At 60.4% G+C, this 25,410-nt stretch carries 12 protein-coding genes and 1 pseudogene; 6 read left to right on the top strand and 7 right to left on the bottom strand.

Going from position 1 to position 25,410, the window contains the following annotated elements:
- The first annotated feature begins 125 nt into the window (after positions 1 to 125).
- Positions 126 to 917: an inner membrane protein YpjD gene (locus AB8W27_RS04955; protein WP_007763416.1), complete on the top strand. Its 792-nt coding sequence runs from the start codon at positions 126 to 128 to the stop codon at positions 915 to 917.
- An 18-nt stretch (positions 918 to 935) separates the two neighbouring features.
- Positions 936 to 2,225, top strand: a complete 1,290-nt coding sequence (locus AB8W27_RS04950; protein WP_041923844.1) for an HlyC/CorC family transporter — start codon at positions 936 to 938, stop codon at positions 2,223 to 2,225.
- A 57-nt stretch (positions 2,226 to 2,282) separates the two neighbouring features.
- Here the strand turns inward: AB8W27_RS04950 and grpE are convergent, their stop codons facing one another.
- Positions 2,283 to 2,876, bottom strand: coding sequence for a nucleotide exchange factor GrpE (grpE, locus tag AB8W27_RS04945; RefSeq protein ID WP_041923845.1), 594 nt, complete (start codon positions 2,874 to 2,876; stop codon positions 2,283 to 2,285).
- Between the two features lie 122 nt (positions 2,877 to 2,998).
- On the opposite strand from grpE, the gene nadK reads away from it, so the two are divergent.
- The 3 genes from nadK to bamE all read left to right on the top strand — a co-directional run bounded on the left by nadK (position 2,999) and on the right by bamE (position 6,187).
- Positions 2,999 to 3,877 (top strand): NAD(+) kinase, encoded by an 879-nt coding sequence (gene nadK / locus AB8W27_RS04940; RefSeq protein ID WP_007700972.1) that lies wholly within the window; start codon positions 2,999 to 3,001, stop codon positions 3,875 to 3,877.
- Between the two features lie 86 nt (positions 3,878 to 3,963).
- Complete coding sequence (recN, locus tag AB8W27_RS04935; protein ID WP_041923846.1) at positions 3,964 to 5,625, top strand: DNA repair protein RecN; 1,662 nt, start codon at positions 3,964 to 3,966, stop codon at positions 5,623 to 5,625.
- 217 nt (positions 5,626 to 5,842) lie between these two features.
- Positions 5,843 to 6,187, top strand: coding sequence for an outer membrane protein assembly factor BamE (gene bamE / locus AB8W27_RS04930; protein ID WP_015742176.1), 345 nt, complete (start codon positions 5,843 to 5,845; stop codon positions 6,185 to 6,187).
- Positions 6,188 to 6,292: 105 nt separating this feature from the next.
- On the opposite strand, the gene AB8W27_RS04925 is transcribed toward bamE, so the two are convergent.
- Both AB8W27_RS04925 and AB8W27_RS04920 read right to left on the bottom strand, forming a co-directional pair.
- A complete protein-coding gene (locus tag AB8W27_RS04925) occupies positions 6,293 to 6,583 on the bottom strand; it encodes an RnfH family protein (protein ID WP_015742177.1) in 291 nt (96 codons plus the stop codon).
- A complete protein-coding gene (locus AB8W27_RS04920) occupies positions 6,573 to 7,010 on the bottom strand; it encodes a type II toxin-antitoxin system RatA family toxin (RefSeq protein WP_007763442.1) in 438 nt (145 codons plus the stop codon). Before AB8W27_RS04920 ends, AB8W27_RS04925 begins: the two co-directional genes overlap by 11 nt.
- Before the next feature lie 148 nt (positions 7,011 to 7,158).
- On the opposite strand from AB8W27_RS04920, the gene smpB reads away from it, so the two are divergent.
- Positions 7,159 to 7,641 (top strand): SsrA-binding protein SmpB, encoded by a 483-nt coding sequence (gene smpB / locus AB8W27_RS04915; RefSeq protein ID WP_007700985.1) that lies wholly within the window; start codon positions 7,159 to 7,161, stop codon positions 7,639 to 7,641.
- 249 nt (positions 7,642 to 7,890) lie between these two features.
- Here smpB and AB8W27_RS04910 read toward each other — a convergent pair whose 3' ends face one another.
- From AB8W27_RS04910 to AB8W27_RS04895, 4 genes and pseudogenes are all read right to left on the bottom strand, one after another.
- Positions 7,891 to 9,060: an HlyD family efflux transporter periplasmic adaptor subunit gene (locus AB8W27_RS04910; protein ID WP_015742178.1), complete on the bottom strand. Its 1,170-nt coding sequence runs from the start codon at positions 9,058 to 9,060 to the stop codon at positions 7,891 to 7,893.
- Between the two features lie 9 nt (positions 9,061 to 9,069).
- Positions 9,070 to 11,205 (bottom strand): type I secretion system permease/ATPase, encoded by a 2,136-nt coding sequence (locus tag AB8W27_RS04905; protein ID WP_015742179.1) that lies wholly within the window; start codon positions 11,203 to 11,205, stop codon positions 9,070 to 9,072.
- A gap of 23 nt (positions 11,206 to 11,228) precedes the next feature.
- A pseudogene (locus tag AB8W27_RS04900) lies at positions 11,229 to 12,580 on the bottom strand (TolC family outer membrane protein).
- A gap of 85 nt (positions 12,581 to 12,665) precedes the next feature.
- Positions 12,666 to 24,866: an Ig-like domain-containing protein gene (locus AB8W27_RS04895; RefSeq protein WP_041923847.1), complete on the bottom strand. Its 12,201-nt coding sequence runs from the start codon at positions 24,864 to 24,866 to the stop codon at positions 12,666 to 12,668.
- Positions 24,867 to 25,410: the final 544 nt, after the last annotated feature.

The following is a 25,410-nucleotide window of genomic DNA, read 5'->3' as shown; positions in this document are numbered from 1 at the left end:
GACACCGAGTAAGAATGAGGCGCAGTATAACATGAAGCCGCCCTGGTTGTGATGCAACGGTTGGAGCAGGCGGCGCGTAACGCTATACTGCTTCTCTTTCTCTTCTGGCTAATCCGACATCCTATATGCCCGTTTTTTCACTGCTGGCGCTTGTCGCCTACTCGGTAAGCCTGGCGCTTATCATTCCCGGCCTGCTTCGCAAGAACAGCGCGTGGCGTCGTCTTGCGATACTTTCGGCGGTGATTGCGCTCGTTTGCCACGCCGTGGCGCTGGAAGGCCGACTATTCCCGGACGACAGCAGCGGCCAGAATCTCAGTCTGCTCAACGTCGGTTCTCTGGTCAGCCTGATGATCTGCACCGTGATGACGATTGTCGCCTCGAAAAACCGCGGCTGGCTACTGTTGCCGATTGTTTACGCGTTCGCCCTGATCAACCTGGCGTTCGCGACATTCGTGCCGAATGAATACATTACGCATCTGGAAACCACGCCCGGCATGATGGTGCATATCGGCCTGTCGCTTTTCTCGTACGCGACGCTGATCATCGCCGCGCTCTATGCGCTGCAACTGGCGTGGATAGACTATCTACTGAAAAACAAAAAGCTGGTGTTCAGCGCCGATATGCCGCCGCTGATGGGCATTGAGCGCAAGATGTTCCATATCACTCAGGTCGGCGTCGTCCTGCTGACGCTGACGCTCTGCACCGGTCTGTTCTATCTTCAGAACATGTTCAGCATGGAGAATATCGACAAAGCGGTGCTATCCATCGTCGCATGGTTTGTCTATATCATCCTGCTCTGGGGACACTATCATGAAGGCTGGCGCGGTCGCCGCGTGGTGTGGTTTAACGTCGCAGGCGCCGCTTTGCTGACGCTGGCTTACTTCGGCAGCCGGGTTATCCAGCAATTCGCTGGCTAAACATCTAAGGACACACGTTTGGAACATATCTCAACCACCACACTCATCGTAACGCTTATCGTGATGGTGGTGGTCTCCGCTTACTTCTCCGGTTCCGAAACCGGGATGATGACCCTCAACCGCTACCGACTGCGTCACCTGTCGAAGCAGGGCAATCGCGCGGCAAAACGGGTGGAGCGCCTGCTGCGCAAGCCCGACCGGCTGATAAGCCTGGTGTTAATCGGCAATAACCTGGTCAATATTCTTGCCTCCTCGCTCGCCACTATTGTCGGCATGCGCCTGTATGGCGACGCGGGTGTGGCTATCGCCACCGGCGTGCTGACCTTCGTGGTGCTGGTTTTCGCTGAAGTCCTGCCGAAAACCGTCGCGGCGCTCTACCCGGAAAAAGTGGCGTTCCCGAGCAGTTTTTTACTCGGCCCGCTGCAAGTCATCATGATGCCGCTGGTCTGGCTGCTGAATATGATTACGCGCGTGCTGATGCGCATGGTCGGCATCAAAGCGGATAACGTCGTCAGCGCCGCGCTTAGCAAAGATGAACTGCGCACGCTGGTGCATGAGTCGCACTCGAAGATTTCCCGCCGCAATCAGGACATGCTGCTTTCGGTGCTGGATCTGGAAAAAGTGAGCGTCAGCGACATCATGGTGCCGCGTAACGATATCGTCGGCATTGATATCAACGATGACTGGAAATCCATCGTCCGCCAGCTTACCCACTCGCCGCACGGACGCATCGTGCTCTATCGCGAATCCCTCGACGACGCCATCGGTATGCTGCGCATCCGCGAAGCCTGGCGGCAGATGAATGAGAAAAAAGAGTTCACCAAAGAGGTGATGCTGCGCGCCGCCGATGAGATCTATTACGTGCCGGAAGGCACGCCGCTCAGCGTCCAGCTGGTGAAATTCCAGCGCAATAAAAAGAAAGTGGGCCTGGTAGTCAATGAGTACGGCGATATTCAGGGGCTGGTGACGGTAGAAGATATTCTTGAAGAGATTGTCGGGGATTTCACCACCTCGATGTCGCCGACGCTTGCCGAAGAGGTGACGCCGCAAAATGACGGCTCGGTCATCATCGAAGGCAGCGCTAACGTGCGGGAGCTGAATAAAGCGTTCAACTGGCGTCTGCCGGAAGAAGAAGCCCGCACCGTCAACGGCATGATCCTCGAAGCGCTGGAGGAGATCCCCTCCGCCGGCATTCGTCTGCGTCTGAGCCAGTACGATATCGATATTCTGGATGTGCAGGAGAATATGATCAAACAGGTGCGGATAACGCCGGTAAAACCGCTGCGCGAAAGCGTGGAAGGCAGTTAACGCTTCCCCCATTAAAAAAGGCCAGTCGATAACTGGCCTTTTTCATTATTGCGCGGCTTACGCCTTCGCTTTCGCGACGGTCACCATCGCGGCGCGAATGGTACGGCCGTTCAGGGTATAACCTTTCTGCATCACTGCCAGTACGTGGTTCGGCGCAACGTCTTCCGATTCCACCATGGCGATAGCCTGATGCACGTTCGGATCCAGCGGCACGTTAGTATCGGCAATCACTTCCACGCCGAACTTACGCACCACGTCCAGCATGGATTTCAGGGTCAGTTCGATCCCTTCCACCATGGCGGCCATATCCTGATTTTCTTTGTTCGCCACTTCAAGCGCGCGATCGAGGCTGTCGATAACCGGCAGCAGCTCGTTGATGAATTTTTCGAGCGCGAATTTATGCGCTTTCTCGATATCCTGCTCGGTACGACGGCGCAGGTTTTCCATCTCCGCTTTCATGCGCAGCACATTGTCGCGCTCGCGGGTCTGGGACTGCGTCAGTTCGGACTGCAACCGGGCTATCTCTTCATCGCGCGGATCCACCTGCTCAGCAGATTCGGCAGATTCTACAGCCTCAACCTCTTCATGCTGCTCCGTGACGATCTCTTCCGGGGCTTGCCCGTCAGGCGTTTTCTGTTCTTTACTACTCATGAAATTCTCCGCGTTTATGCATTCGTATCGCTAACCTGGATTATTATGGGGATCAGTTTGCGGGTTTCAAGGGAAGCAGACAGATTGTCCCCCTTTCCACGCCTATAAGGACGACCAGGAAAATGAATAACCATTTCAACTGCATCGGTATTGTCGGACATCCACGCCACCCTACCGCGCTGACGACGCATGAAATGCTCTGGCGCTGGCTCTTAGATCGCGGCTACGACGTCATTATCGAGCAGCAGATAGCCGAGGAGCTCAAACTCAGCGACGCCCGCACCGGGACGCTGGCGGAAATCGGCCAGCAGGCGGATCTGGCGGTCGTGGTCGGCGGGGACGGCAATATGCTGGGCGCCGCGCGCGTCCTGGCGCGCTACGACATCAGCGTCATCGGCATCAACCGCGGCAACCTCGGGTTCCTCACCGATCTCGACCCGGACAACGCCCAGCAGCAACTGGCGGACGTGCTTGAAGGCCACTACATTCGCGAGCAACGCTTTTTGCTGGAGGCCCAGGTCTGCCAGAAAAACTGTCAGAAGCGCATCAGCACTGCCATCAATGAAGTGGTTCTGCACCCAGGCAAAGTGGCGCACATGATTGAATTTGAAGTTTATATAGACGAAAAATTCGCCTTCTCCCAGCGCTCTGACGGCCTGATAATCTCAACGCCCACCGGCTCAACCGCCTATTCGCTCTCCGCAGGCGGCCCTATCCTGACGCCGTCGCTTGATGCTATCACGCTGGTGCCCATGTTCCCGCATACGCTCTCGGCGCGTCCGCTGGTTATCAACAGTAGCAGCACTATCCGCCTGCGCTTTTCCAACATGCGCAGCGATCTGGAAATCAGCTGCGACAGCCAGATAGCGCTGCCCATTCAGGAAGGGGAAGATGTGTTTATCCGCCGCTGCGACTATCCGCTGAACCTGATCCATCCGAAGGACTACAGCTATTTCAACACATTAAGCTCAAAACTCGGCTGGTCAAAAAAATTATTCTGAAACCCGCATTAGCCACTTTACTGTATATAAAACCAGTTTATACTGTATGCAATTACAGCTCTGTGAGTTTATACAGGAAAGCGGCTATGCTGGCACAATTAACCATCAGTAATTTCGCTATTGTTCGTGAACTGGAAATCGACTTTAACGCCGGGATGACCGCCATCACGGGTGAAACCGGCGCCGGTAAATCCATCGCGATCGATGCGCTGGGCTTGTGCCTGGGCGGTCGTGCGGAAGGCGATATGGTGCGTGCCGGCGCCAGCCGCGCGGATCTCTGCGCCCGCTTCGCACTGAAAGATACACCCGCCGCGCTGCGCTGGCTGGAAGAAAACCAGCTTGAAGACGGCAGCGAGTGCCTGCTGCGTCGCGTTATCAGCAGCGATGGCCGCTCGCGCGGATTTATCAACGGCACCGCCGTGCCGCTCTCGCAATTACGTGAACTCGGCCAGTTACTGATTCAAATTCACGGTCAGCACGCTCACCAGCTTCTGCTCAAGCCTGAGCATCAGAAACGCCTGCTGGATGGCTATGCGGGCGAAGGCGATCTGATGGCGCAGATGGCGCAAAGCTACCGTCAGTGGCATCAAAGCTGTCGCGATCTGGCCCTGCATCAGCAGCAGAGCCAGGAGCGCGCCGCCCGCGCCGAGCTGCTCCACTACCAGTTAAAAGAGCTTAACGAATTCAACCCGCAAGCGGGCGAGTTCGAGCAAATCGATGAAGAGTACAAACGCTTAGCCAACAGCGGGCAGCTGCTTTCTACCAGCCAGCAGGCGTTAAACCTGCTGGCCGACGCGGAAGATGCCAACCTGCAAAGCCAGCTCTACAGCGCACGCAATCTGGTGACCGATCTCGTCGGCATGGATGACAAACTCTCCGGCGTGCTGAATATGCTTGAAGAGGCCGCCATCCAACTGAGTGAAGCCAGCGACGAACTGCGTCACTACTGCGAACGCCTGGATCTCGACCCGAACCGTCTGTATGAGCTGGAGCAGCGCATCTCCCGTCAAATCACGCTTGCGCGCAAGCACCATATCGCCCCGGAAGAGCTGCCCGCGTTCCACCAGAAGCTGCTTGAAGAGCAGCAGCTTCTGGACGACCAGGCCGATTGCCTGGAAACGTTGACCCTGGCGGTCAACAAACATCACCAGCAGGCGCTGGCGCTGGCTCACGCGTTGCACGAGAGCCGCGTGGTCTATGCCCGCGAACTGACGCAGCTGATTACCGACAGTATGCATTCGCTGTCGATGCCGCACGGTCAGTTCACGATTGACGTCCTGTTTGAGGAGCACCACCTGACGGCGGAAGGCGCCGATCGCATCGATTTCCGCGTGTCCACGAACCCAGGCCAGCCGCTGCAGCCGCTCGCGAAAGTCGCCTCCGGCGGCGAGCTCTCCCGTATCGCGCTGGCGATTCAGGTGATTACCGCGCGTAAGATGGAAACCCCGGCGCTGATTTTCGATGAAGTGGATGTGGGCATCAGCGGTCCGACGGCGGCGGTGGTCGGTAAACTGCTGCGCCAGCTCGGCGAATCGACGCAGGTGATGTGTGTGACCCACCTGCCGCAAGTCGCGGGTTGCGGCCACCATCATTTCTTCGTCAGCAAAGAGACTGATGGCGCGATGACCGAAACCCATATGCAGCCGCTGGATAAAAAAGCCCGCCTGCAGGAGCTGGCCCGCCTGCTGGGCGGCAGTGAGGTGACGCGCAATACACTGGCGAACGCCAAAGAGCTGCTGGCGGCATAATTATCGCCAGGGCGGGGCTCTGCGCCCCGTCCTTTCGCTCAGAAAAGCAGCAACAGAAGCGCGCGGCGTGCTTTAATCGCTTTTTGGGCTAACTTTTTTCCTCCGCTACGGTCATAGTGAAGCGCCTTAAGGTTTTAAACTGACTGAAGGTTTATTATCATCGGCTAATTATGTATGAGCCGCGTGTTGCTCGGGCCCGAAAAGGAATCTAATCACTATGCGCTGTAAAACGCTGACTGCTGCCGCAGCGGTCCTTCTGATGTTGACCGCAGGCTGTTCTACTCTGGAGCGAGTGGTTTACCGCCCCGACATTAACCAGGGTAACTACCTGACGCCTACCGACATTGCTAAAATCCGTATCGGCATGACGCAACAGCAGGTTGCTTACGCGCTGGGTACGCCGATGATGACGGACCCGTTCGGCAGCAATACGTGGTTCTACGTTTTCCGTCAGCAGCCGGGCCATCAGGATGTCACTCAGCAAACGCTGACCCTGACCTTCAACAGCAACGGCGTGCTGACCAATATGGATAACAAACCGAAGCTCGACGCGCAGCGTTAATCGCGCATGATGCTCAAACGAAAAAAGGTGCCTGAGAGGCACCTTTTTTATTGGGCGTTTTATGGCGTGAGCTTAACGCCCACCGAGACTAACGCGTACCGCGGCTTACTTTCTCGCCGCGCGTTCGGCGCGCTGGCGGCGTAGCTCTTTCGGGTCGGCTATCAGCGGCCGGTAAATTTCCACCCGGTCGCCATCATTAAGCCTATCGGCAAGCTTCACCGGACGGCTGTAAATCCCGACCTTATTCTTTTTCAGATCGATATCTTTACGCAGCTCCAGCAGGCCGGAGGCGATAATCGCCTCTTCCACCGATGCGCCTTCAGGCAGTTTTACCTTCTGCAGGTACTGTTTTTCGGGCAGGGCATACGCCACTTCCACCTGAATCTCACCCGGCACTGTAAACCTCTTTGGCGCGCTGCGAGAACGCCTGCACCATGCTGGAGGCGAGCTCTTTAAACACCCGGCCAAACGCGAGTTCGATGAGCTTGTTGGTGAATTCAAAATCGAGATTAAATTCAATCTGGCAGGCGTCTTCGGTCAGCGGCGTAAATTTCCAGCCGCCCATCAGTTTCTTGAAGGGGCCATCGACCAGATGCATCAAAATGCTCTGATTGCTGATCAGCGTATTGCGGGTGGTGAACGTCTTGCTGATGCCGGCTTTCGACACTTCGACCGCCGCCGTCATCTGGCCCGGAGACGATTCCAGCACGCGGCTTCCTACGCAGCCTGGCAGAAACTCAGGGTAGGATTTCACATCGTTCACTAACTTGTACATCTGCTCAGCGCTGTAAGGCACCAGGGCAGTACGACTAATCTGGGGCATAGTATTTCCTGTGAGTCATACGACTTAGAAATAATAACATTTATCATCCATTAAACAAAAACTCGCCGGCAGACATGCTAAGATAACCCTTTTCCACCCCGGGAAAGGGGTGCGTTTTACGACCGGATTACCTATACTGAGCGGCACTATGACCAAGAAAAAAGCACACAAACCTGGCTCAGCCACTATTGCGCTCAACAAGCGCGCCCGCCATGAGTACTTCATCGAAGAAGAGTTTGAAGCAGGTCTGGCGCTCCAGGGCTGGGAAGTAAAATCCCTGCGCGCAGGCAAAGCCAACATCGGCGACAGTTACGTGATCCTGAAAGATGGCGAGGCGTATCTGTTTGGGGCAAACTTCCAGCCGCTGAACGTGGCGTCCACCCATGTAGTCTGCGACCCGACGCGCACCCGTAAGCTGCTGCTGAATCAGCGCGAGCTGGATAGTCTGTATGGCCGCATGAACCGCGAAGGTTATACCGTGGTGGCGTTATCGCTGTACTGGAAAAACGCCTGGTGCAAAGTCAAAATCGGCGTGGCGAAAGGTAAGAAGCAGCACGATAAGCGCTCCGACCTGAAAGAGCGCGAATGGCAGCTTGATAAAGCACGCATTATGAAAAACGCAGGGCGCTAAGCGTACCGACAAAAAAACCGGCGACAGCCGGTTTTTTTATGGACGTGGCGAGCACGAGACGTGCCGCTATAGCGCGGTAGGTGCGCTGCGCTTACCCACCCTACATGGCTGCATCACCCTTTATCGCCTTTGGTGGGTGCGCTTACCCACCTACAAACTTATGGATATCCCTGCGTAGGGCGGGTAAGCGCAGCGCACCCGCCACCTCAATATCAATAACACCCGCCACCTCACTCTCACGCCACAAACCTACCGCTCCCTTAACGCCTCTTTCACCTTGTTGAGCGGCTTAATCAAATAGTCGAGCACCGTTTTCTGTCCGGTTTTAATCTCCACGTTCGCGACCATCCCCGGCAGGATCGGGAAGCGCTTGCCGTTACGGTTCTTCAGTTCCGCGCTCTGCGTGCGCACATAAACCCGGTAATAAAACTGATCGCGCTTCACTTCATCCTGGAGCGTATCGGGCGAGACCATCTCCACCTCGCCTTTCAGATCACCGTAAATAGACGAATCGTAGGCCGTGATCTTCACCGTCGCCGGTAACCCAGGCCGGATATAGGCGATATCGCGCGGATTAATGCGCGTTTCCACCAGCAATTGATCTTCCAGCGGGACTATCTCCATCAGCTTGCCGCCGGGCTGGAGCACGCCGCCCACCGTCGTCACCTGGATATCTTTCACCACCCCGCGCACCGGCGAAAACAGCGTGGCGCGATCGAGTTGATCCGCCTTGCCCGCCATTGCCTGCAACTGGGCGTCGAGATCGGCGTTATTCTTCACCTGCTCTTCACGCGCGCGCACCGCAAACTGGTTACGCGCGTCGTCCATTTTGCCTTTCAGCTCCGCGGCCTGACGCTGCAAACGAATAACTTCCACTTCACTGGCGGCGCCCTTCGCCACCAGCGGCTGGGTCATGCGCAGTTCCGCCATCACCAGATTGTAAGTTTTTTGCAGGTTCTCCAGCGTCTCGTCAAGGTTGCGGCGGCGCGATTCATAGAGCTGGCGTTCGCGGGCCACCAGCGCCGATTCACGCAGCGACTCCTCGCTAAACTGAAGCGGTTCGCCGGTCAGCTCCGAGCGCAGCCGCTCGCTGGAGGCGCGCAGCGCGCGCGCTCTCGCCGCCGCCTCGCCATAGTTCGACTGAAACCGCGTCGGGTCGAGCCGCGCCAGCATCTGCCCGCGCTCCACCACATCGCCTTCATGCACCATCAGCGCGTTGACAATCCCGCCGTCCAGACTCTCAATCACCTGCGCGCGGCTCGACGGCGTTATTTTGCCGGTGCCGACCGTCACTTCATCGAGCGTCGCAAACCACGCCCAGACGAAAAACAGCACCAGCGCCGCCAGCGTCAGCCAGATAACCGACGAATAAAAACGCCCCTGACGCGCCAGCTCTTCCTGCATGGTTAATTGGCTCATCAATGCTCCTTACGCCACCGAGGCGACGTTGCTGTTGCGCTGCGCCGTCTGCAAAATGGCGTCGCGCGGGCCGTCCGCCACCACTTTGCCGTTCTCCATCACCACCACCCGGTCGACCAGCGACAGCAGCGCCGGGCGGTGCGTCACCAGCACCAGCGTGCGGCCGGTCAGCCACTGATGAAGCTGGCGAATAACATAGCTTTCCAGCTGTTCATCCATCGAGGCGGTCGGCTCATCCAGCAGCACAATCTGCGGGTTACGCACCAGCAGACGGCTCAACAACACCATCTGGCGCTGCCCGCCGGAAAGTCCGCGCCCGCCTTCGTTAATCAGCCGGTCGAGGCTTGCGGCGTCATGCTGCACCATTGAGAGCGCGCCGCTGATACGCAGCGCCTGCAACAGCTCGGCATCCGTGGCGTTGGGGTGCCCGAGCATCAGGTTCTGGCGCAGCGTACCGAAAAAGAGCCGCGACTCCTGCGACAGAAACCCCACCTGGCGACGCACATCCATCGGATCGATATGCGCCAGATCCACGCCGTCGATAATCACTTTGCCCTTGCTCGCCTGCGCCTGACCGGAAAGCAGCTTCAGCAGGGTGGATTTCCCGGCGCCCACTTTGCCGAGGATCGCCACACGCTCGCCGGGCTTAATGTCAAGCGACGGGACCAGCAGCGCCTGATCGCCCTTCTCTTTGTCATAGCTGTACTGCACATCCTGAAACTGATAATGGCCCGCCAGCACCGGGCAGTGCGCCATCTTGCTGCCCGCTTCTTTATCGAGCGGCTTTTTCAGCAGTTCATTCAGCCCGCTCATGGCGGTTTTGGCGTGCTGCCAGCGGGAAAAGACCATCGTCAGCTGCATTAACGGCGCCAGCGTGCGTGAAGAAAGCAGGCTGCACGCCACCAGCGTCCCGGTGGTGATTTGCCCGTCGAGCACCAGATAACTGCCGAATACCAGCATGCCGGCGTAGGTAATTTGCTGCACCGTCGAGGCCCAGCCGCTTAAGCGCGCGCCCCAGACGCGCTGCTTCATGCCGATGCTCGCGCCGACGCTGTGCGTGTGTTCCCACTGACGCTGAAAATAGGGCTCCGCCTGCAGCGCTTTAATATCTTCAACGCCCTCGATCGACTCCACCAGCACGGCATTGCGGATAGCGCTCTCGCGCATCCCCTCTTTGGCGAGCTTTGCCATCGGCCACTGGATCAAAAGCCCCGGGATCACAATCAGCGGGATCGCGATAAGCGGGATCGCCACCAGTTGCCCGCCCACCAGCGCCATGATCCCGAGAAACAGCAGCACGAACGGAATATCCATCGCCGCGCCGACGGTCGTGGAGGTCAGCAGCTCGCGCACCTGATCGATTTCACGCAGCTGTGAGATAAACGATCCGGTAGATTTTGGCCGTTCGTCGTTTTTAATCGCCATCGCGCGGGCATAAAACAGCGACGATACATTGAGATCGATATGCTTGCCCATGATGTCGGAAACGTGCGTGCGGGCAAGGCGAATGAAAAACTCAAACAGCGCCGCCAGCAGCACCCCGAAGAACAGCACCCACAGCGTCGGGAACGACTCCGCCGGGATCACGCGGTCATAGACCTGCATCGAGAACAGAATGCCTGCCAGCGCCAGCACGTTGCCGAGCACCGACGCCAGCGAAATCTCCGCAAGCTTACGTCCGGTGTGCCGGAAGTGGCGCCAGAACCAGTGTTGTTCATAAGGACGGGTGAAATCATCGATGCGCGCGTCGCGCCCGCGCGCGGCGATACCGAGCAGCGCCACGTCGGGTTTAACGCGCTTTAGCAGCGCCTCCAGCGGTTCTTCGCGCACCAGGTCGCCGCCCTCGCTCAGCCAGTAAGTCACCACGCCGTCGGCGTCGATCGCTTCCAGCAGCATCAACCCGCCCTCTTCCAGCTGCACGATGACCGGCAGCGTCTGGCTGTTCCAGCGCATATTTTTAATGGGCGTCAGGCGCACCTGTAAGCCCATCAGCGCCGCGAGCCGGTCGAGTCGCGGCTCCAGCGGCAAATTTTCAAACCAGCGCATCTGCTGGCGCACCGCCGGCGCGTCGGCGGGCAGTCCGAAGCGCCCGGCCGCGCGCGTCATGGCGCGGATCCAGCTTTCGGTATCGGGGATCTGGGACATCGCTACTCCTTAAAGTGCCGCGCTTACAGCGACGGCAGGGTATCGCCGGTCATGCGGGCGCGTTCAATGCCGAGCATATCGAGCAGGTTATCCACCGCGGCGGCGTAGCGCACTGCCGCATCCCACGCGTCATAGCGGGCGGTAATGGCGAGCGTGTCGGCCTGGAAAACATCCTGTTCGATGCTCAGAAGATCGTTAAGGCTGCGTTTGCTGAGCCGGTATTCATCGCGGTACACCTCGCGGGCGTGCCCGGCGCTGGCTATTTGCTGTTCACCCGCCTGCTGGCGCTGCTGCGCGCCGGTCAGATCGGCCCAGGCGGTGGCGGCTTTCTGGTTAATATCAAGCTTGCTCGCCTCGACATCCGCGCGCGCGCGCTGGCGCGATCGCCTTCTGCCGCCTCCACGCGGGCGCTCACGGCGCCGCCCTGATAGACCGGCGCGTCCACCACCAGCTGCACCTGATCATCCCAGTAGTTGGCATTATCGTTCTGGTAGCGCGTGCGCCCGGCCTGCACCGATACCGTCGGCCAGTGCTGGGCCTGCGCCTGGCGGATGCGCTGTTCGGCGGCCAGCTGTTTGGCCTGAGCGGCGCGCACCGCGTTGGTCTGTTCATAAGGCAGCGATTTGAGCGTGATCGGCTGGCGCAGCAAATCCTCCGGCAGATCCGGCAGCGTGTCGGCCACCACGCCGGTAAGCACGCTTAACGCCGCCTGGGCCGAACGGGCCTGGGCGCGATATTGCTCAAACGTGGCGTTCATTCCGGCGATGCGGCTTTGCGCCTGCAACACGTCAGACTGGGTGCTGAGCCCGGCTTCTGCGCGTAAATCCGCCATGTTCTGTACCGAACGCAGCGATGTCAGATTTCGCTCGGCCGCCGCCGCGAGGCTCTGGTAACGACGCACCTGTAAATACGCCTGGAGCGTCTGCATCCCGACCTGATTCAGCGTGTCGTAAAGCTGAAAGCGGTAGGCCTCGGAGAGATTCTCCTGCTCGTCGATACTGCCGCCGGTCTTGCCGAAATCGTAGAGCAGCTGTTTGAGGTTCACGCCGCCTGCGGCGTTACTGTTGAGGGAGCCTGAGGAGTCGGTGCGATGGTTGCGCCCGACATTGCCCTGTAAGGAGACTTGCGGGAACCAGGCGCTCTGCGCCTCTTCCAGATTGGCCTTGCCGACGCGGATTTGCGCCGCGGCCTGTGCGATTTTGGGGTTACGCGCAAAAGCGCGAAGAATGGCTTCTTTTATGGTGAGCTGCGCCTGTAGCTGCTCGCTTGGGGCCGTCTGCCAGGCTATCTCCTCTTGTGAAACGGCGGGAAAACTTAAAAAGACCGTGGTCAGCAGCAATGCCAGCCGCCTGTAGCGCATTGTGTTGTTGTGCATCCTGTTCCACCTTGATGATGCCGTCTGCGCGGCCGGTGATATTGTTAAAATGACGCAGGCGCCTCATCCCTGAGGCACCGTGGCGTTAGACCATATTGACGTGCAGTCCGTGCTGGATCAGAACATCTCCCAGAGTGTTGCTTTGCGAACTGTTATGCCAGACGTCGAACTGCAGGCCGTCCACTTCCCGCTGTCCGCTCACTTCCCAGATATCGCTGCCGCCTTTCACCAGAGTGACCTGATCCCCGTTCACGCCTTTGACGAGCAGATCGTCTTCCGGCTTGTCGGTTAAGGTCAGCGCCTGGTGCAGATCCAGCGTCAGGCTGTTGGTGCCGGACTTGCCGAGATCGACGATCTCGATGTGCTGGATCTGGCCGCTCTGCGCGGTCAGGTCGAGTTTGATATTGACGCCATCGATAACCAGCGTGTCGGTCCCCGCGCCGCCGTCGAGCGACGCAAAGCCGAGCGTGGCGAGGTGAATCGTGTCGCTGCCACTGCTGCCCTGCACCGATTCGCCGCTATAGCTGGTGCCGTCGGCGAGATCGATGCTGATCCCGCCAATAGTATAGCCACCCGTCACGCTGGCGCTGTCGTCCGCCGGGGTAGTGCTGTCCTCATTATTCGTTTCTGTGATCGCGGCGACAGCGGCGATTTTCGCCGTCGCGGCGGTTTGCTGACTGTCGGTCTGCGTCGCGGTCTGGCTATTCTCATCGGAAAGCGCGAGCAGCGAGGCCTCGTGCTCGACGCTCATGGCCGCGAACGTCGGGTTCGGATTGGTGGTAGAGATAATCTGCCCGCCGAGACCGACGTTAAGGTAGCCGGTGTTGCCCGCCACATCGGTAGCGTAAATATTCAGAACGCTGGAGAGCGACAGCAGTTGCAGAATATTCAGCCCCAGGCCGAGCGTGGTGGACCAGTTGCCGTTGCTGTCGGTCAGCGCCGTGGTGTTAACCGTCCCGTTCAGCAGCGAGAGATGCACCACCGAGCCCGGCGCCAGGTTAGTGGAGCCGCCGCGCAGCGTCAGCCCGGTCGAGAGCAGCGTGAGCGGGTTAAGGCTTGCCAGCGGCGTAAACGACAGCGTCGGGGTCGTGAGTTTCACCGTTACGTCGCTGCTGGTGCTGTTAACGTTGCCCACTTTGTCCGTCACCGACACGCCCACTTTCAGCGCGCCGCTGTTCAGCCCCTGCAAAATAGTGCTGGTGACCGGCAGCGTCCAGGTGCCGTCGCTGCCGACCGTCGCGTTATAGGTGTTGGTGCCGAGCGTCACTTTCACCGTCGCGCCATCCGCCGCGCCGCTGATTTTCCCGCTGATGGTCTGGCCGCTGCCCGCTTCGCTGACGTTGAGATAACCGTCGTTGCCGAACAGCGAGGTGAGCGACACGGTCGGCAGCGAGTGAGTGATCACATTCAGCACGCCGCTGGTGCTGGTGCTGTTGCCCGCCGGGTTGGTGACGCTGGCGTTGACCGTCAGCGTGCCGTCGAGCAGCCCGCTGAGATCGGTTTTCGGCACCGACAACTGCCAGGTGCCGTCGTTACCGACCGTCGTGACGTAGTTTTTACCGCCGAGCGACACCGTGACCTGCGAGCCTACAGCGTTGGTGCTGGTGCCGGTAATGGTCTGGGCGCTCAGGATATCGGTGGCGTTAAGGCCGTTATCGCCAAACAGCGAGGTGATGGCGAGCGTCGGCAGCGCGCCGATGTTCACCGTCAGCCCGCCGCTGGCGCTGGCGGTGTTGCCTGCCGCATCGCGCGCCGTCACGGTAACGCTGAGCGGGCCGTCGGTCAGCCCCTGAAGAGAGGTGGTCGGCACCGAGACTTGCCAGGTGCCGTCGGCGCGCACCGTGGTGTTAAACGTCAGCGCGCCCAGTTTGACCGTCAGCGCGCTGCCCGCCGCCAGATTGGTGGCGGTCCCGCTAATAAGCTGCGGGCTGAGCAAATCGCTCAGGCTCAGGTTGCTGTCGCCAAAGACAGGGTTCACCGCCACCTGCGGCAGCGCCTGGACAATCGCGCTCACCACCTGCGAGCCGGTCGCCACGTTGCCCACCGGGTCGGTAACGCTGGCGCTGACCGTCAGCGTGCCGTCCTGAAGACCTTTCAGCGTCGCGGCCGGGACATTCACCGACCAGGCGCCGTTAGTAATGGCCCCCGTAAAGGTGTTACCGCCCACGTTAAGCGTGACCGTACCGCTCGCGAGATTACTGGTGCCGGTAATGAGCTGTCCGGCGTTCGCTTCCGTCGCGTTCAGCCAGCCGTCGCCGCCAAAAAGCGTATTAATGGCGACCGTCGGCAGCGAGGTAATGCCCACCACTACCGGCGCGCCGTTAACCGTTGTGGTATTGCCGTCCGGCGTCGTGATAGTGACGCGCGGCGTCAGTGAGCCTTCCGCCAGCGAGGCGAGATCGGTCGGGTTAAGCTGAATAGTAAAGCGCCCACCGGTGCCTACCGTGCCGGTAAAGGTGCGTGAACCGAGCGCCACACTGACGCTGGAGCCTGCCGTCGCGTTAGTCACCACGCCCGAAATCGTCTGGCTGACCAGCGCCTCAGTGGCATTCAGCAGGCCGTCGCCGAAGACCGAGAGCGAGGTGAGCGCAGGCGCCACCAGATCCAGCGTCAGCGAGCCCGTCGCGGAGGCGGTATTGCCGCTGGCGTCAGACGCGCTCACGGTCACCGTCTGGTTTCCGGTCGCTAACCCTGTCAGCGCGCTTTGTACGGCTTCCGGCAGGTTGACGCTCCAGACGCCGTTCGGGCCGACCGTCGCCGTAAAGGCTGGCGTGTTGCCGATCTGAATGGTGATCGTCTGCCCGGCGAGGCCCGTCGTGGTGCCGCTCAGCACGCCCTGCAACAGTTCAGGAATGCTCAGCGTGCCGTCGCCGAACAGCGAGCCGATATTAATGGTCGGCAGGTTATTAATCGCGACGTTAAAAGTCGCGCCAGTGGTATTGACGTTACCCGCATTATCGGTCACCACCACCTGCAGCGCGGCCTGCCCATCCGGCAGCGCGCCGAGCAGCGTGGACGGCAGCGTCGCCGTCCAGCGTCCGGCCTCATCCACCACCGCCGTCAGGCGCTGACCTGCGAAGTTAACAATAATCGACGAGACATTTTCCGCATTGCTGACGACGCCGCTGATGGTCTGGTTAACGGCGCTCTCGGCAAAGTTAATCAGGTTATCGGTGCCGACCAGCACCTGACTTACCACCGGGACATCGGTCAGCGCGAGGTTGATGTCGATAATTTCGTTACGCACGTTGCCAAAGGCGTCGGTGACGTTGAGCTGCACCTGGAGGGTGTTATCGACAATGCCCTGCCAGAGGCTTGGCGGGAAATCGACCGAAATGCGTCCGTCGCCAGCCACCAGCGCGTTCAGCGGAATGTTCACATTCGTGCCGACGAGCGTTGCCGTCACCGTCGCGCCGCGGTAGTCGCCGCTCAACTGACCGGTCAGCGTCTGCGTCACCAGCGATTCCGCCACGTTCAGGATGCCGTCGCCGCCGAACAGATCGTTCACCAGGATGCCAAGACCTTGATTCAGCGCCACGTTCAGCGCCACGTTATTGGTGGACGTGTTGCCCTGCGCGTCGGTGGAGGAGATGTTGATGACCTGCGCGCCGTCGGTCAGGGTAGTGAGATCCAGTTGCGGGAAGGTGTATTTCCAGTTGCCGTTCTGATCCACGGTGGCGGTTTCGGTCAACGGGCCGAGACGCAGCGTGACGGTCTGGCCCGGCTCGCCGGTGCCCTGCAACAGCAGGCCCCCCGCCGCATTCACCGTGTTAAGCACCGCAGGCACGCCTGCGGCGTCCACGGTCAGCAGCGGCCCGGTGGCATCCAGCGTGACGTTACGGGTGGCGGTGTCGGTATTGCCCGCCGCATCGGTCAGCGTCGCGGTGACCGGGTAAGTCCCGTCAGACAGCCCGTTGAGCGCGCTTTGCGGCACGGTGATGTTCCACGCGCCATCGTTGCCCACCACGGCATAGTAGGTTTGCCCGTTGAACGTGACGGTAACCTGACGCCCCGCTTCGGAGGTGCTGGCGGTGCCGCTCAGCACCAGCGGCTGACTGGCTTCGGTGGCGTCGATAATGTTATCGCCGGCGACAGCGCTGATAGTGACATCCGGCGCCACGGTATCCAGCGTCACCGTTACGTTGGTGGCGGCAGGCGTGGCACCGTCGGTCGTCGCAACGATGGTGTAGTTGCCCTGATCCGGGAACTGCGTGGCGGGCACATCCAGCGACCAGCTGCCGTCCGGCTGAACGGTCGCCGTGCCGACGGTCGCGCCGTTAATCTGCACCGTCACTTCCGTCACGCCGCCAAGCGTGGTGCCGGAAATGGTCACCGCATCGCCCAGCTCGCCCGCGTTAATGATGTTATCGCCCGCCACCGGGTTGATGGCGACAGCGACGGCGGGCGGCGTGGTGTCGATCTCTACATTCACCGCAGGCGCGGTCGCGACGTTGCCTGCTTTATCAGTCACCGTGGCGGTGAGCTGTTCGGTGCCGTTCGTAAGCGTCGCCAGTTGCGCCGGAGAAAGCTGAAGCGACCAGGTATTGCCGTTCTGGACCGTGGTGGTGAAGGTCTGGCCTGCGAGCGTGACCGTGATGGTCTGCCCCGGCTCGACGTTGGTCACCGTACCCGTGATGGTCTGGGTCTGCTGGCTCTCCGCCCCGCTCAGACCATCGCCGCCAAACGGTGCGTCGATGGCGAGCGTCGGCGCGGCAAGCGACACATAGAGCGGCGCGCTGGCGGCGGCGGTATTGCCCGCGCCATCCACCAGAGTCACATTCACTGACTGGAGGCCGTTGGGTACGCCCGCCCAGTCATCTGCCGTAAGATTCAGCGTCCAGGTGTTGCCGGTGACGGTCACACGATCAGGCCCGAACGTCTGATTGCCAAGGGTAACGGTTATCTGGCTGCCCGCCGGGAGATCGCTGGTCAGCGTGCCGCTAATGGCGCTGGCGGCCCCCGCCTCGGTGATATTGACGTAGCCATCGCCAAACAGGGGCTGGGTGAGCGCCACCTGCGGCGGCGTCAGCGCGGCCTGGAATGTCACGTCAATACCCTTGCTATTACCGAAGTTATCCTGCGCCACAATGGTCAGCGTGTGTTCGCCCGGCGTCAGCCCGGAGAGCGCGCCCGCCGGGAGCGGCAGCGTCCAGTTGCCTGCGTTATCAACATTCGCCACATAGGTGGTGCCGTTAACGTCGATAGTCACCGTCACATACTGGTTGTTGCCCGTAATACCCGTCGTGCCGGCAAGCGTCAGCGCCCCGTTGGCTTCGCTGATGTTCAGAATGTCGTTGTCGCCAAACAGCGTGGTCGCCACAGGCGTCGGCAGTTGCGTCTGAACCTGGAACGAGCCCGGCTGGCTATCAGCATTGCCGTAAGCGTCGCTAACGTTAACATCAAAGTTTTGCGTACTGCCCGGCGTCAGGCCTGTAAACGCCGTGGACGGCAGGGTCACCGACCAGTCGCCGTTCTCCAGCACCGTCCCGGTGTAGGTGGTGCCGTTCAGCACAATCGCTACCGTCTGGCCCGCCCCGCTGACGCCGGTGCTGCCGGTGATCGTCTGGGCCGCGCCCGCCTCGGCGTTATTGAGCGCGCCGTCGATAAACGGCGTGTTGATGGTGGCGTCCGGCACGGCGTTAACGCGCGCTTCAAAGCTGGTGGTGCCGGTGTTGGTGTTGCCCGCCGTATCGGTGACGACCACAGTGACAGGGATTGCGCCATCCGGCAGCGCTTGCAACTGCGCAGGCGTGAGCGGCAGCGACCAGTTGCCGTCGGCATCGACGGTGGCCTGCGCCATCGCCCCGTTATTAAGGCTCACCATCACCGTAGAAATGCGGCCAGCAGGCAGATCCGTCGTCCCGCTGAGCGTGCCGCCCGCAGCAGCTTCGGCGGCATTGAGCACGCCATCGGTAAACGGTACTGTCACCACCGGCGTCGGGAGCGGATCGGCATAGACGGTAAAGGCGGTATCCGGGCTGGTCACGCTGTTGCCCGCGCGGTCAGACACGGTGACAGAGAGGGTGTGATTGCCCTCCGCCAGCGCATCTATCTGCGCAGGCGTCAGCGCCACGGTCCAGTTGCCGTTGTTATCCACGGTGCCGGTAATCGGCTGGCCGCCGTCGATAGTGATTTGCACCGTCTGACCCGCGCCGGTCAGCCCGGTATTGCCGGTGAGCTGCTGGCCGAGCGCGGCTTCACTCTGATTGATGCTGCTGTCGCCAAAGAGCGGATCCGGTACGGCCGCCGTCGGCAGGGTACGCAGCACGTCCACCTCCACGCCCGCCGTCGCCGGGTTGCCATACTGATCCTGCGCGGTGACGTTCAGCGCGTACTGGCCGTTTTGCAGCGCATCCAGCGCATCCGCGCCGACGTTAATCTGCCATGCGCCGCCCGCGCCAATGGTGCCGTCCAGCCTGACATCGCCAATAGTGACCACAATCGGCGTGCCTTGCGCAAGGCCGGTCGAGGTGCCGCTAATCACCCCGCCGCTCTGAATTTCGGCCAGGTTAATCAGCCCGTCGGTGAAGACGGTGCCGATGGCGACGGTCGGTACGGTGTCGTTACCGACCGTGACCGGCAGCGGCAGCGTGCTGGTATTGCCGTTCGGCGCGGTGACGTTGAGCGTCAGTTGCTGCGGCCCGTTATCCAGCGCCTGCAACTGCGCCGCCGGAATGGTGATACTCCAGGTGCCGTCATTGCCCGCCACCGTAGAGAGGGTCTGCCCGCCGATAACCAGTTCAACCGTCGAGCCCGCCGTTGTGGTGCCGCCGAGCGTCTGCTCGGTCAGCGATTCGCTGACGTTCAGAATGCCGTCGTCCAGGAAGCTGCCAGGGTTGAGGCCGTTAGCGGGCACGGTGGTATCGACAGACACAGAACTGCTGTCGGTAGCGGTGTTTTGCGCCGCGTCGCGGGCGGTGGCCGTGACGGTATAGGCGTCATCCGGCAAAGCGGAGAGCGCCGAAGCCGGCACCGTCACGCTCCACTGGCCGTTAGCCCCGGTGGTGCCGGTATAGGTGACGTTATTGAACACCACGCTGACGATCGTGCCCGGCGCGAGATTCAGCGAGGTGCCAGTGATGGCCAGATCCTGACCGCTCTCCTGGCTGTTGATGATGTCGTCGCCCGCAATGGCGTTTAGCGTCAGCTGCGGCTGCGAGCCCGGCTGAGCCGTAAAGGTGACCGGATACTGGACAAACGCCTGGTTGCCTGAGGCGTCCGTCACCGTCACCCCGATAATCTGCTGTCCGTCGGCGACCTGCGCCAGCGCCGCGTTGGGTACCGTCACGCTCCAGGTGCCGTTCGGCTGCACCTCGCCCGTGTACGTCTGCCCGTTCAGAGTGACGCTCACGGTCTGTCCCGCCTCCACGCGGGTGGTGGTGCCGGTAATTTGCAGCGGCGACTGCGCCTCCGTGGCGTTGATAAAGTTATCGGTCGCTACGGTGTTGACCGCCACCAGCGGCGCGTTCACCGGCGACGCATCCAGCGTCAGCGAGACTCTTTCGCTCGACGTATTGCCCGCCGCGTCGCTGACGGTCGCGATAACGCTGACCGGACCATCCGGCAGCGTGGTGAGCGCGCCCGCAGGCAGCGTCACGCTCCAGGTGCCGTCGCTCTGCACCAGCGCGCTGTAACTTTGCCCGCCTATCTGTACCTGCACGGTTTGCGGGTTTTGCGGATCGTATGGCGTCGCGCTGCCGCTGATGGTGAGCGGCTGCGCCGCTTCCGTGGCGTTGACGATGTTATCGGCGGTGATGTCGTTCACGGTGAGCACTGGCGCGGAGAGATCGACCGTGATAGTGCTTTGCGACGTGTTCTGGTTGCCCGCAGCGTCGGTCGCGGTAACGACCAGCGGCGTCTCGCCTTCTGTCAGCCCTTGCAGCGCAGCAGGCGGCAGCGTGACGGCCCAGTTGCCGCTGCTGTCCACGACGGCGTTATAGGTCGCGCCGTTAAACTGTACGGTGACGGTTTGCCCTGCGCCGTTCACGCCGGTAGAGCCGCTCAGCGCGCCGCCTGCGCTCACTTCAGCGGCGCTGATGATGCCGTCGGTAAACGGCGTATTCAGCGTCACGTCCGGCAGGTCGGTGGTGATGATGGTAAAGCTCTGGTTACCGGAGACGACCGCGCCGTTTTCATCGGCGCCGGACACGGTCAGCGTCGCTTTGCCGTCGCTGATATCCAGCGCGTCGACGCGCGGTACGGTGACGCTCCAGCTGCCGTCGGGGCCGGTGGCGGCGGTGTATTGCTTGCCGTTGAGCGTAATCGTGAGCGTGGTTTGCGGCGCGAAGTTCACGCTGCTGCCGCTCAGCACCAGGCCGCCTGCGATATCGTCAAGCGAGACGCGGTTATCGCCGGTCACCGGCGCGACCGTCAGCGCGCTGATATCGGTGTCGACGCTAAAGCCGCGATCGAGACTGACGCTGTTGCCCGCCGCATCACTCACCGCCGCCGTGATGGTGTAAGTGCCGTTGGCCAGGCCCGTTAAGGCGTCGGCTGGCAGGTTCACCTCCCAGCGACCAGCGGAATCCACCACGCCGGTGAAGGTGTCATTGCCAAGCGTAATAGTGACGGTTTGGCCTGCAGTGACGTTGGTGGCGGTGCCGCTCAGCGTCACGCCGCTGGCGCGCTCGCCGGCGTCAATCACGCCGTCGCCCCCGATCGGATCGAGGGTCAACAGCGGCGCGCGCGCCGGATCGACCGCGACGGTAATCGGGCGCGTGGCGGTTGAGGTGTTGCCTGCGGCATCGGTCACCGTCACGTTAAACTGCGCCTGGCCGTTCGGCAGCGCCTGGAGATCCGCCGCCGGAATATTCACTGACCATTCGCCGTTCGCGCCGGTCACCGTCGTGGTATAGGTTTTCCCGTTCAGCGTGACGGCGATAGCGTCGCCCTGCGCCGCGCCTGTCGCGACCCCGGAGAACGCCTGCGCCTGGCTTGCTTCGGTGATGTTCAGCGCGTCATCCTGCGCGAACGGATTAATCGTCAGCGTCGGCGCTTCAATATCGACGGTAAAATCGGTGGTGGTGGTCTGGCTGTTGCCCGCCGCATCGCGCACGACGATTTGCAGCGGCACCGGCGAATCATTACCGGTGAGGGCATCCAGCGCGCCGGAAGGCAGCGTCACTGACCAGTTGCCGTTCGCGTCCACCGTGCCCTGATACGCCTGACCGTTAAGGGTGACCGTCACCGCCTGGCCTGCGCCGGTAACGCCCGTTTTACCGGTCAGTACCTGATCCACGCCCGCTTCCGCCTGGCTTAAAGTGCCGTCAGTAAACAGCGGATCGATGGTGGTATCCGGGAGGTTGTTGATAATAACGGTCAGCGTATGGCTGTCGCTGACGCCGCCCTGCTGCGCGGTGGCGGTGACTTCATAGTTACCATCCGCCAGCCCCTGCAAATCGGCCGCCAGTACGGTGGTCTGCCAGTTGCCGCTGGCGTCGACCGTCGCGGTGTAGTTGATGCCGTTGAGCGTGACGGTGATGTCGGTATTGGCCGGGAGCCCGGCGCTGGTGCCGCGAATGGTTAACGGCGAATCCGCTTCGGTACGGTTAATAAAATCATCATCGGAAATAATACTGATGGCGACGCCGGACGCCGCGGTATCCACCGTGATGGGCGCCGGTATCGTCGTCGTCTGGTTCCAGGTATCGGTGACGCTCACCTGAATGACGTTATCGCCATTCGCCAGCCCCTGAAGCACCACCGCAGGCACATCCACGCGCCAGTTGCCCGCCGCGTCCACCGTCGCCGTGGTGCTCCATGCGCCGATAGCCACCGTCACCACGCTGCCCGGTTCGGCGTTGGTCACGCTGCCCTGTAACGGCTGCGCGGTTTTTATCTCCGCCGCATCCAGCGCGTTATCGCCGGTGAACGGCGTGACGATAACGGACGGCTGGGTGGTTTTTACGTTCAGCGAATCGGTGACCTGCGCGGTGTTGCCCGCCGCGTCGGTGGTGGTAACCACAATCGCGTTGGCGCCAGACGCAAGATTACCAAGATCGGCGGCAGGCAGCGTGATTTGCCAGTTGCCGTCGCTGCCGGTGGTGGTGGTGTATGTCTGGCCATTGAGAGTAACGGTGACGGTCTGCCCCGCTTCAGAGCTGTTGCCGGAGAGCACCTGATTGGTGGTCAGCTCCTGGGCATTCAGCTTGCCGTCGTCGGTCAGCGCATAGAGCGAGAGCGCGGGCGGCGTGCTGTCGACAGTCACACTTGAACTGGCGCTGGCGCTGTTGCCTGCGCCGTCTGTGACCGTAACCACGATGGGCGTCTGCCCTGGCGGCAGCGTTTGCAGCTGCGAGGCGGGAATGGTTACGCTCCAGCCGCCGTCAGCCCCTGCCGTGGTGGTAAACGTCTGGCTGCCGAGCTGTACGGTGACCGTCTGGCCGCTGCCGCTGACGCCCGTGTTGCCGGTGAGCGTCTGGTTCTGCTGCAGATCCGCCGCGCTCAGCACGCCGTCGCCGAACGGCGTGACGATGGTGGGATCAGGCAGATCGTTAATCTCGACGTTTATCACGCGATCCGCCGTGGCCGTGGTCTGCCCGGACGTGACGGTCGCCGTCACGGTGCGCGGGCCATCCGGCAGCGTCGCCAGATCCGCCGCCGGAATGAGCACGCTCCAGTTGCCTGCGCTGTCCAGCACGGCGGTGTAGGTTTTATCGTTAAACGTCACCGTTACCTGCGCGCCCGGCCCGGTCACGGTAGTGACGCCGCGAATTTCCAGCGGCTGGGTGGCTTCTGCCGCGTTGAGGTAGTCATCGGTCGAGAGAATGGCGATTGAAACCGACGGAACCGTGCGATCGACGGTCAGGGTATCGGTAACGGTCAGCGGCGCGCCGGCGCCGTCAGGCACGCTAACGGTGAGCGTCGCGGTGCCATTGGCGAGCGCCTGGAGATCGCCGCTCGGGATAGTCACCTGCCAGGTGCCGTCGCCGCCGACAGTGGCGAAATAGTTCTGACCATTGAGCGTTACCGTGACGACGGTGCCAGAAGCGATATTCTGCGTGGTGCCGCTCAGGATCTGATCGACGGCGAGCTCGGAGCCGTCGAGTACGTTATCTCCCGTGAAATCATTCACCGCCAGCACCGGCCGGTCAAAGTTCACGGTAAAGCGCGTTTCACTGGTAGTGGTGTTGCCCGCGAGATCCGTGATGCTCACATTGAGCACATACTCCTGCCCGTTCTGCAACGCCAGGAGATCCGCAGACGGAATGGCGGCCTGCCAGTTGCCGTCCGCGCCAACCGTCGCGGTATAGGTTTTGCCATTCAGCGTGACGGTAACGGTTTGCCCTTCTTCCGCTACGCCGGTAGCGCCGCGCAGAATTTGTGTCGTTGCAGCCTGTTCGCCGCCCAGCACGCCATCCGTAAACGGGATCAGCTGTAAGCCGGGCGCCACGGTATCGACGTTGATATCCACCGTCTGGTTCACCGTGTTGCCATTGACGTCAACCAGCGTCACGGTGATGGTATTGAGCCCCTGTGGCAGGGTTTGCAGCGCGCTCGCGGGCAGCGTCACGCTCCAGCTGCCGTCGGCGCCGATAACGCCGGTGTAGGTGTTGCCGTTGAGCGTAACCGTGATGGTGCGGCCCGCATTGGCGGCATCCACCACGCCGCTCAGCACCTGGTTTTGCAACACTTCGCTGCTGTTTAATATGTTGTCATCGGTAAGCGGATCGAGCGCGATTTCCGCCGGGTCCGGAGTTTCACCGCCGCCATTGTCGCCGCCGCCGTTATCACCGCCGCCGTTATCACCGCCGCCATTGTCCCCACCGCCGTTATCGCCGCCGTTGTTGTTGTCGTTATTGCCGCCACCGTCGCTGCTGTTGCTGGCCGCAATCGCCACGCCGGAAATAGCGCCGATCGCCGCGATGCCGCCCAGCGCCTGGAGCGTGGTCAGCCCTTCTGCGCCGGTGAGCGCGCCGAGCGATGTGTCAGCCAGCGTCGGGGTGATCGCCTCGGCGACTGCCGGGCCGGGTTCAGAGGCGAACGGAAACAGCGCATGATGCACGCCCTTGTCATCTTCAAAGATGAGTTCGCTGTGCTGGCCTTCCGCATCAAGATGGAAAAAATTCTGGTAGCGAACCGTTGTCCCGTCTTTCATATGGACAATCAGGTCATTCCCCTGCCGTTCGTAAGAATTAACCGTTTCGGGAGAAGCATTTATTCGCACAATGCTGGTCTGGGATAAATTGACCACCCGGTCAGCATTCTGTGAATAATGAGTAATTACATTTCCCGTATCCTGATTAAGAATATCGACGGTTGGCGAAAGACTATTTTGGACGGCCATTCTTCATTTCCTCTGACTGGGGAAGCACACAGCCCTGCATAAGCGTTCATTAATGGACACTTATGGGTTACCCCTTACCAGACAGGGCGGCAGCGGGGAGGTGTATTTACTCGAAACGAGTTGAAATACTTGTAAAAAAACAAAAAAACAACGACTTAGTGAAAAGCGAAGCGGTTTATATGTACAAAACCTTAACAAAATGTATAAGCAACGCGGTGCGGTTTGGCAAAAAAATCATAAAAAAAAGAGGGGTTGCATAATTAAAAAAGGTGGTCTACCCCAATTAATTTATTGCTAAATAAAGGGAATTTAAAAAAGGCCACAACCGTTATTAATGCCAATGAAAATCATCAAAAATGAATTAATAAGCGCATTTTTAAAGAAGCGTAAAAATATATCCTATTTTGAATGCGCTTTTATTTACCTGGAAAGCAAAGGGGTATCAGGTGAGTGTTATATTTAGCCAGTTCATCATTTTGTGAGGACTTTCTCGTTTTTATGCAACTTCAACGCTGCCCAACGAAAAGCGCAAAAAAGCAGCAAT

It is taken from the genome of Cronobacter turicensis, assembly GCF_041222865.1.
Lineage (GTDB): Bacteria > Pseudomonadota > Gammaproteobacteria > Enterobacterales > Enterobacteriaceae > Cronobacter > Cronobacter turicensis.
Note: the sequence above shows the minus strand (reverse complement) of the source record. Positions and strands in the feature narration are given on the sequence as shown.

What these genes read in the sequence shown, in the direction of transcription:
- bamE (WP_015742176.1), top strand. Translation starts at nt 5,843, where the DNA reads ATGCGCTGTAAAACGCTGACTGCTGCCGCAGCGGTCCTTCTGATGTTG.
- AB8W27_RS04920 (WP_007763442.1), bottom strand. Translation starts at nt 7,010, where the DNA reads ATGCCCCAGATTAGTCGTACTGCCCTGGTGCCTTACAGCGCTGAGCAG.
- AB8W27_RS04910 (WP_015742178.1), bottom strand. Translation starts at nt 9,060, where the DNA reads ATGAGCCAATTAACCATGCAGGAAGAGCTGGCGCGTCAGGGGCGTTTT.
- nadK (WP_007700972.1), top strand. Translation starts at nt 2,999, where the DNA reads ATGAATAACCATTTCAACTGCATCGGTATTGTCGGACATCCACGCCAC.
- recN (WP_041923846.1), top strand. Translation starts at nt 3,964, where the DNA reads ATGCTGGCACAATTAACCATCAGTAATTTCGCTATTGTTCGTGAACTG.
- smpB (WP_007700985.1), top strand. Translation starts at nt 7,159, where the DNA reads ATGACCAAGAAAAAAGCACACAAACCTGGCTCAGCCACTATTGCGCTC.
- AB8W27_RS04905 (WP_015742179.1), bottom strand. Translation starts at nt 11,205, where the DNA reads ATGTCCCAGATCCCCGATACCGAAAGCTGGATCCGCGCCATGACGCGC.
- grpE (WP_041923845.1), bottom strand. Translation starts at nt 2,876, where the DNA reads ATGAGTAGTAAAGAACAGAAAACGCCTGACGGGCAAGCCCCGGAAGAG.
- AB8W27_RS04895 (WP_041923847.1), bottom strand. Translation starts at nt 24,866, where the DNA reads ATGGCCGTCCAAAATAGTCTTTCGCCAACCGTCGATATTCTTAATCAG.
- AB8W27_RS04955 (WP_007763416.1), top strand. Translation starts at nt 126, where the DNA reads ATGCCCGTTTTTTCACTGCTGGCGCTTGTCGCCTACTCGGTAAGCCTG.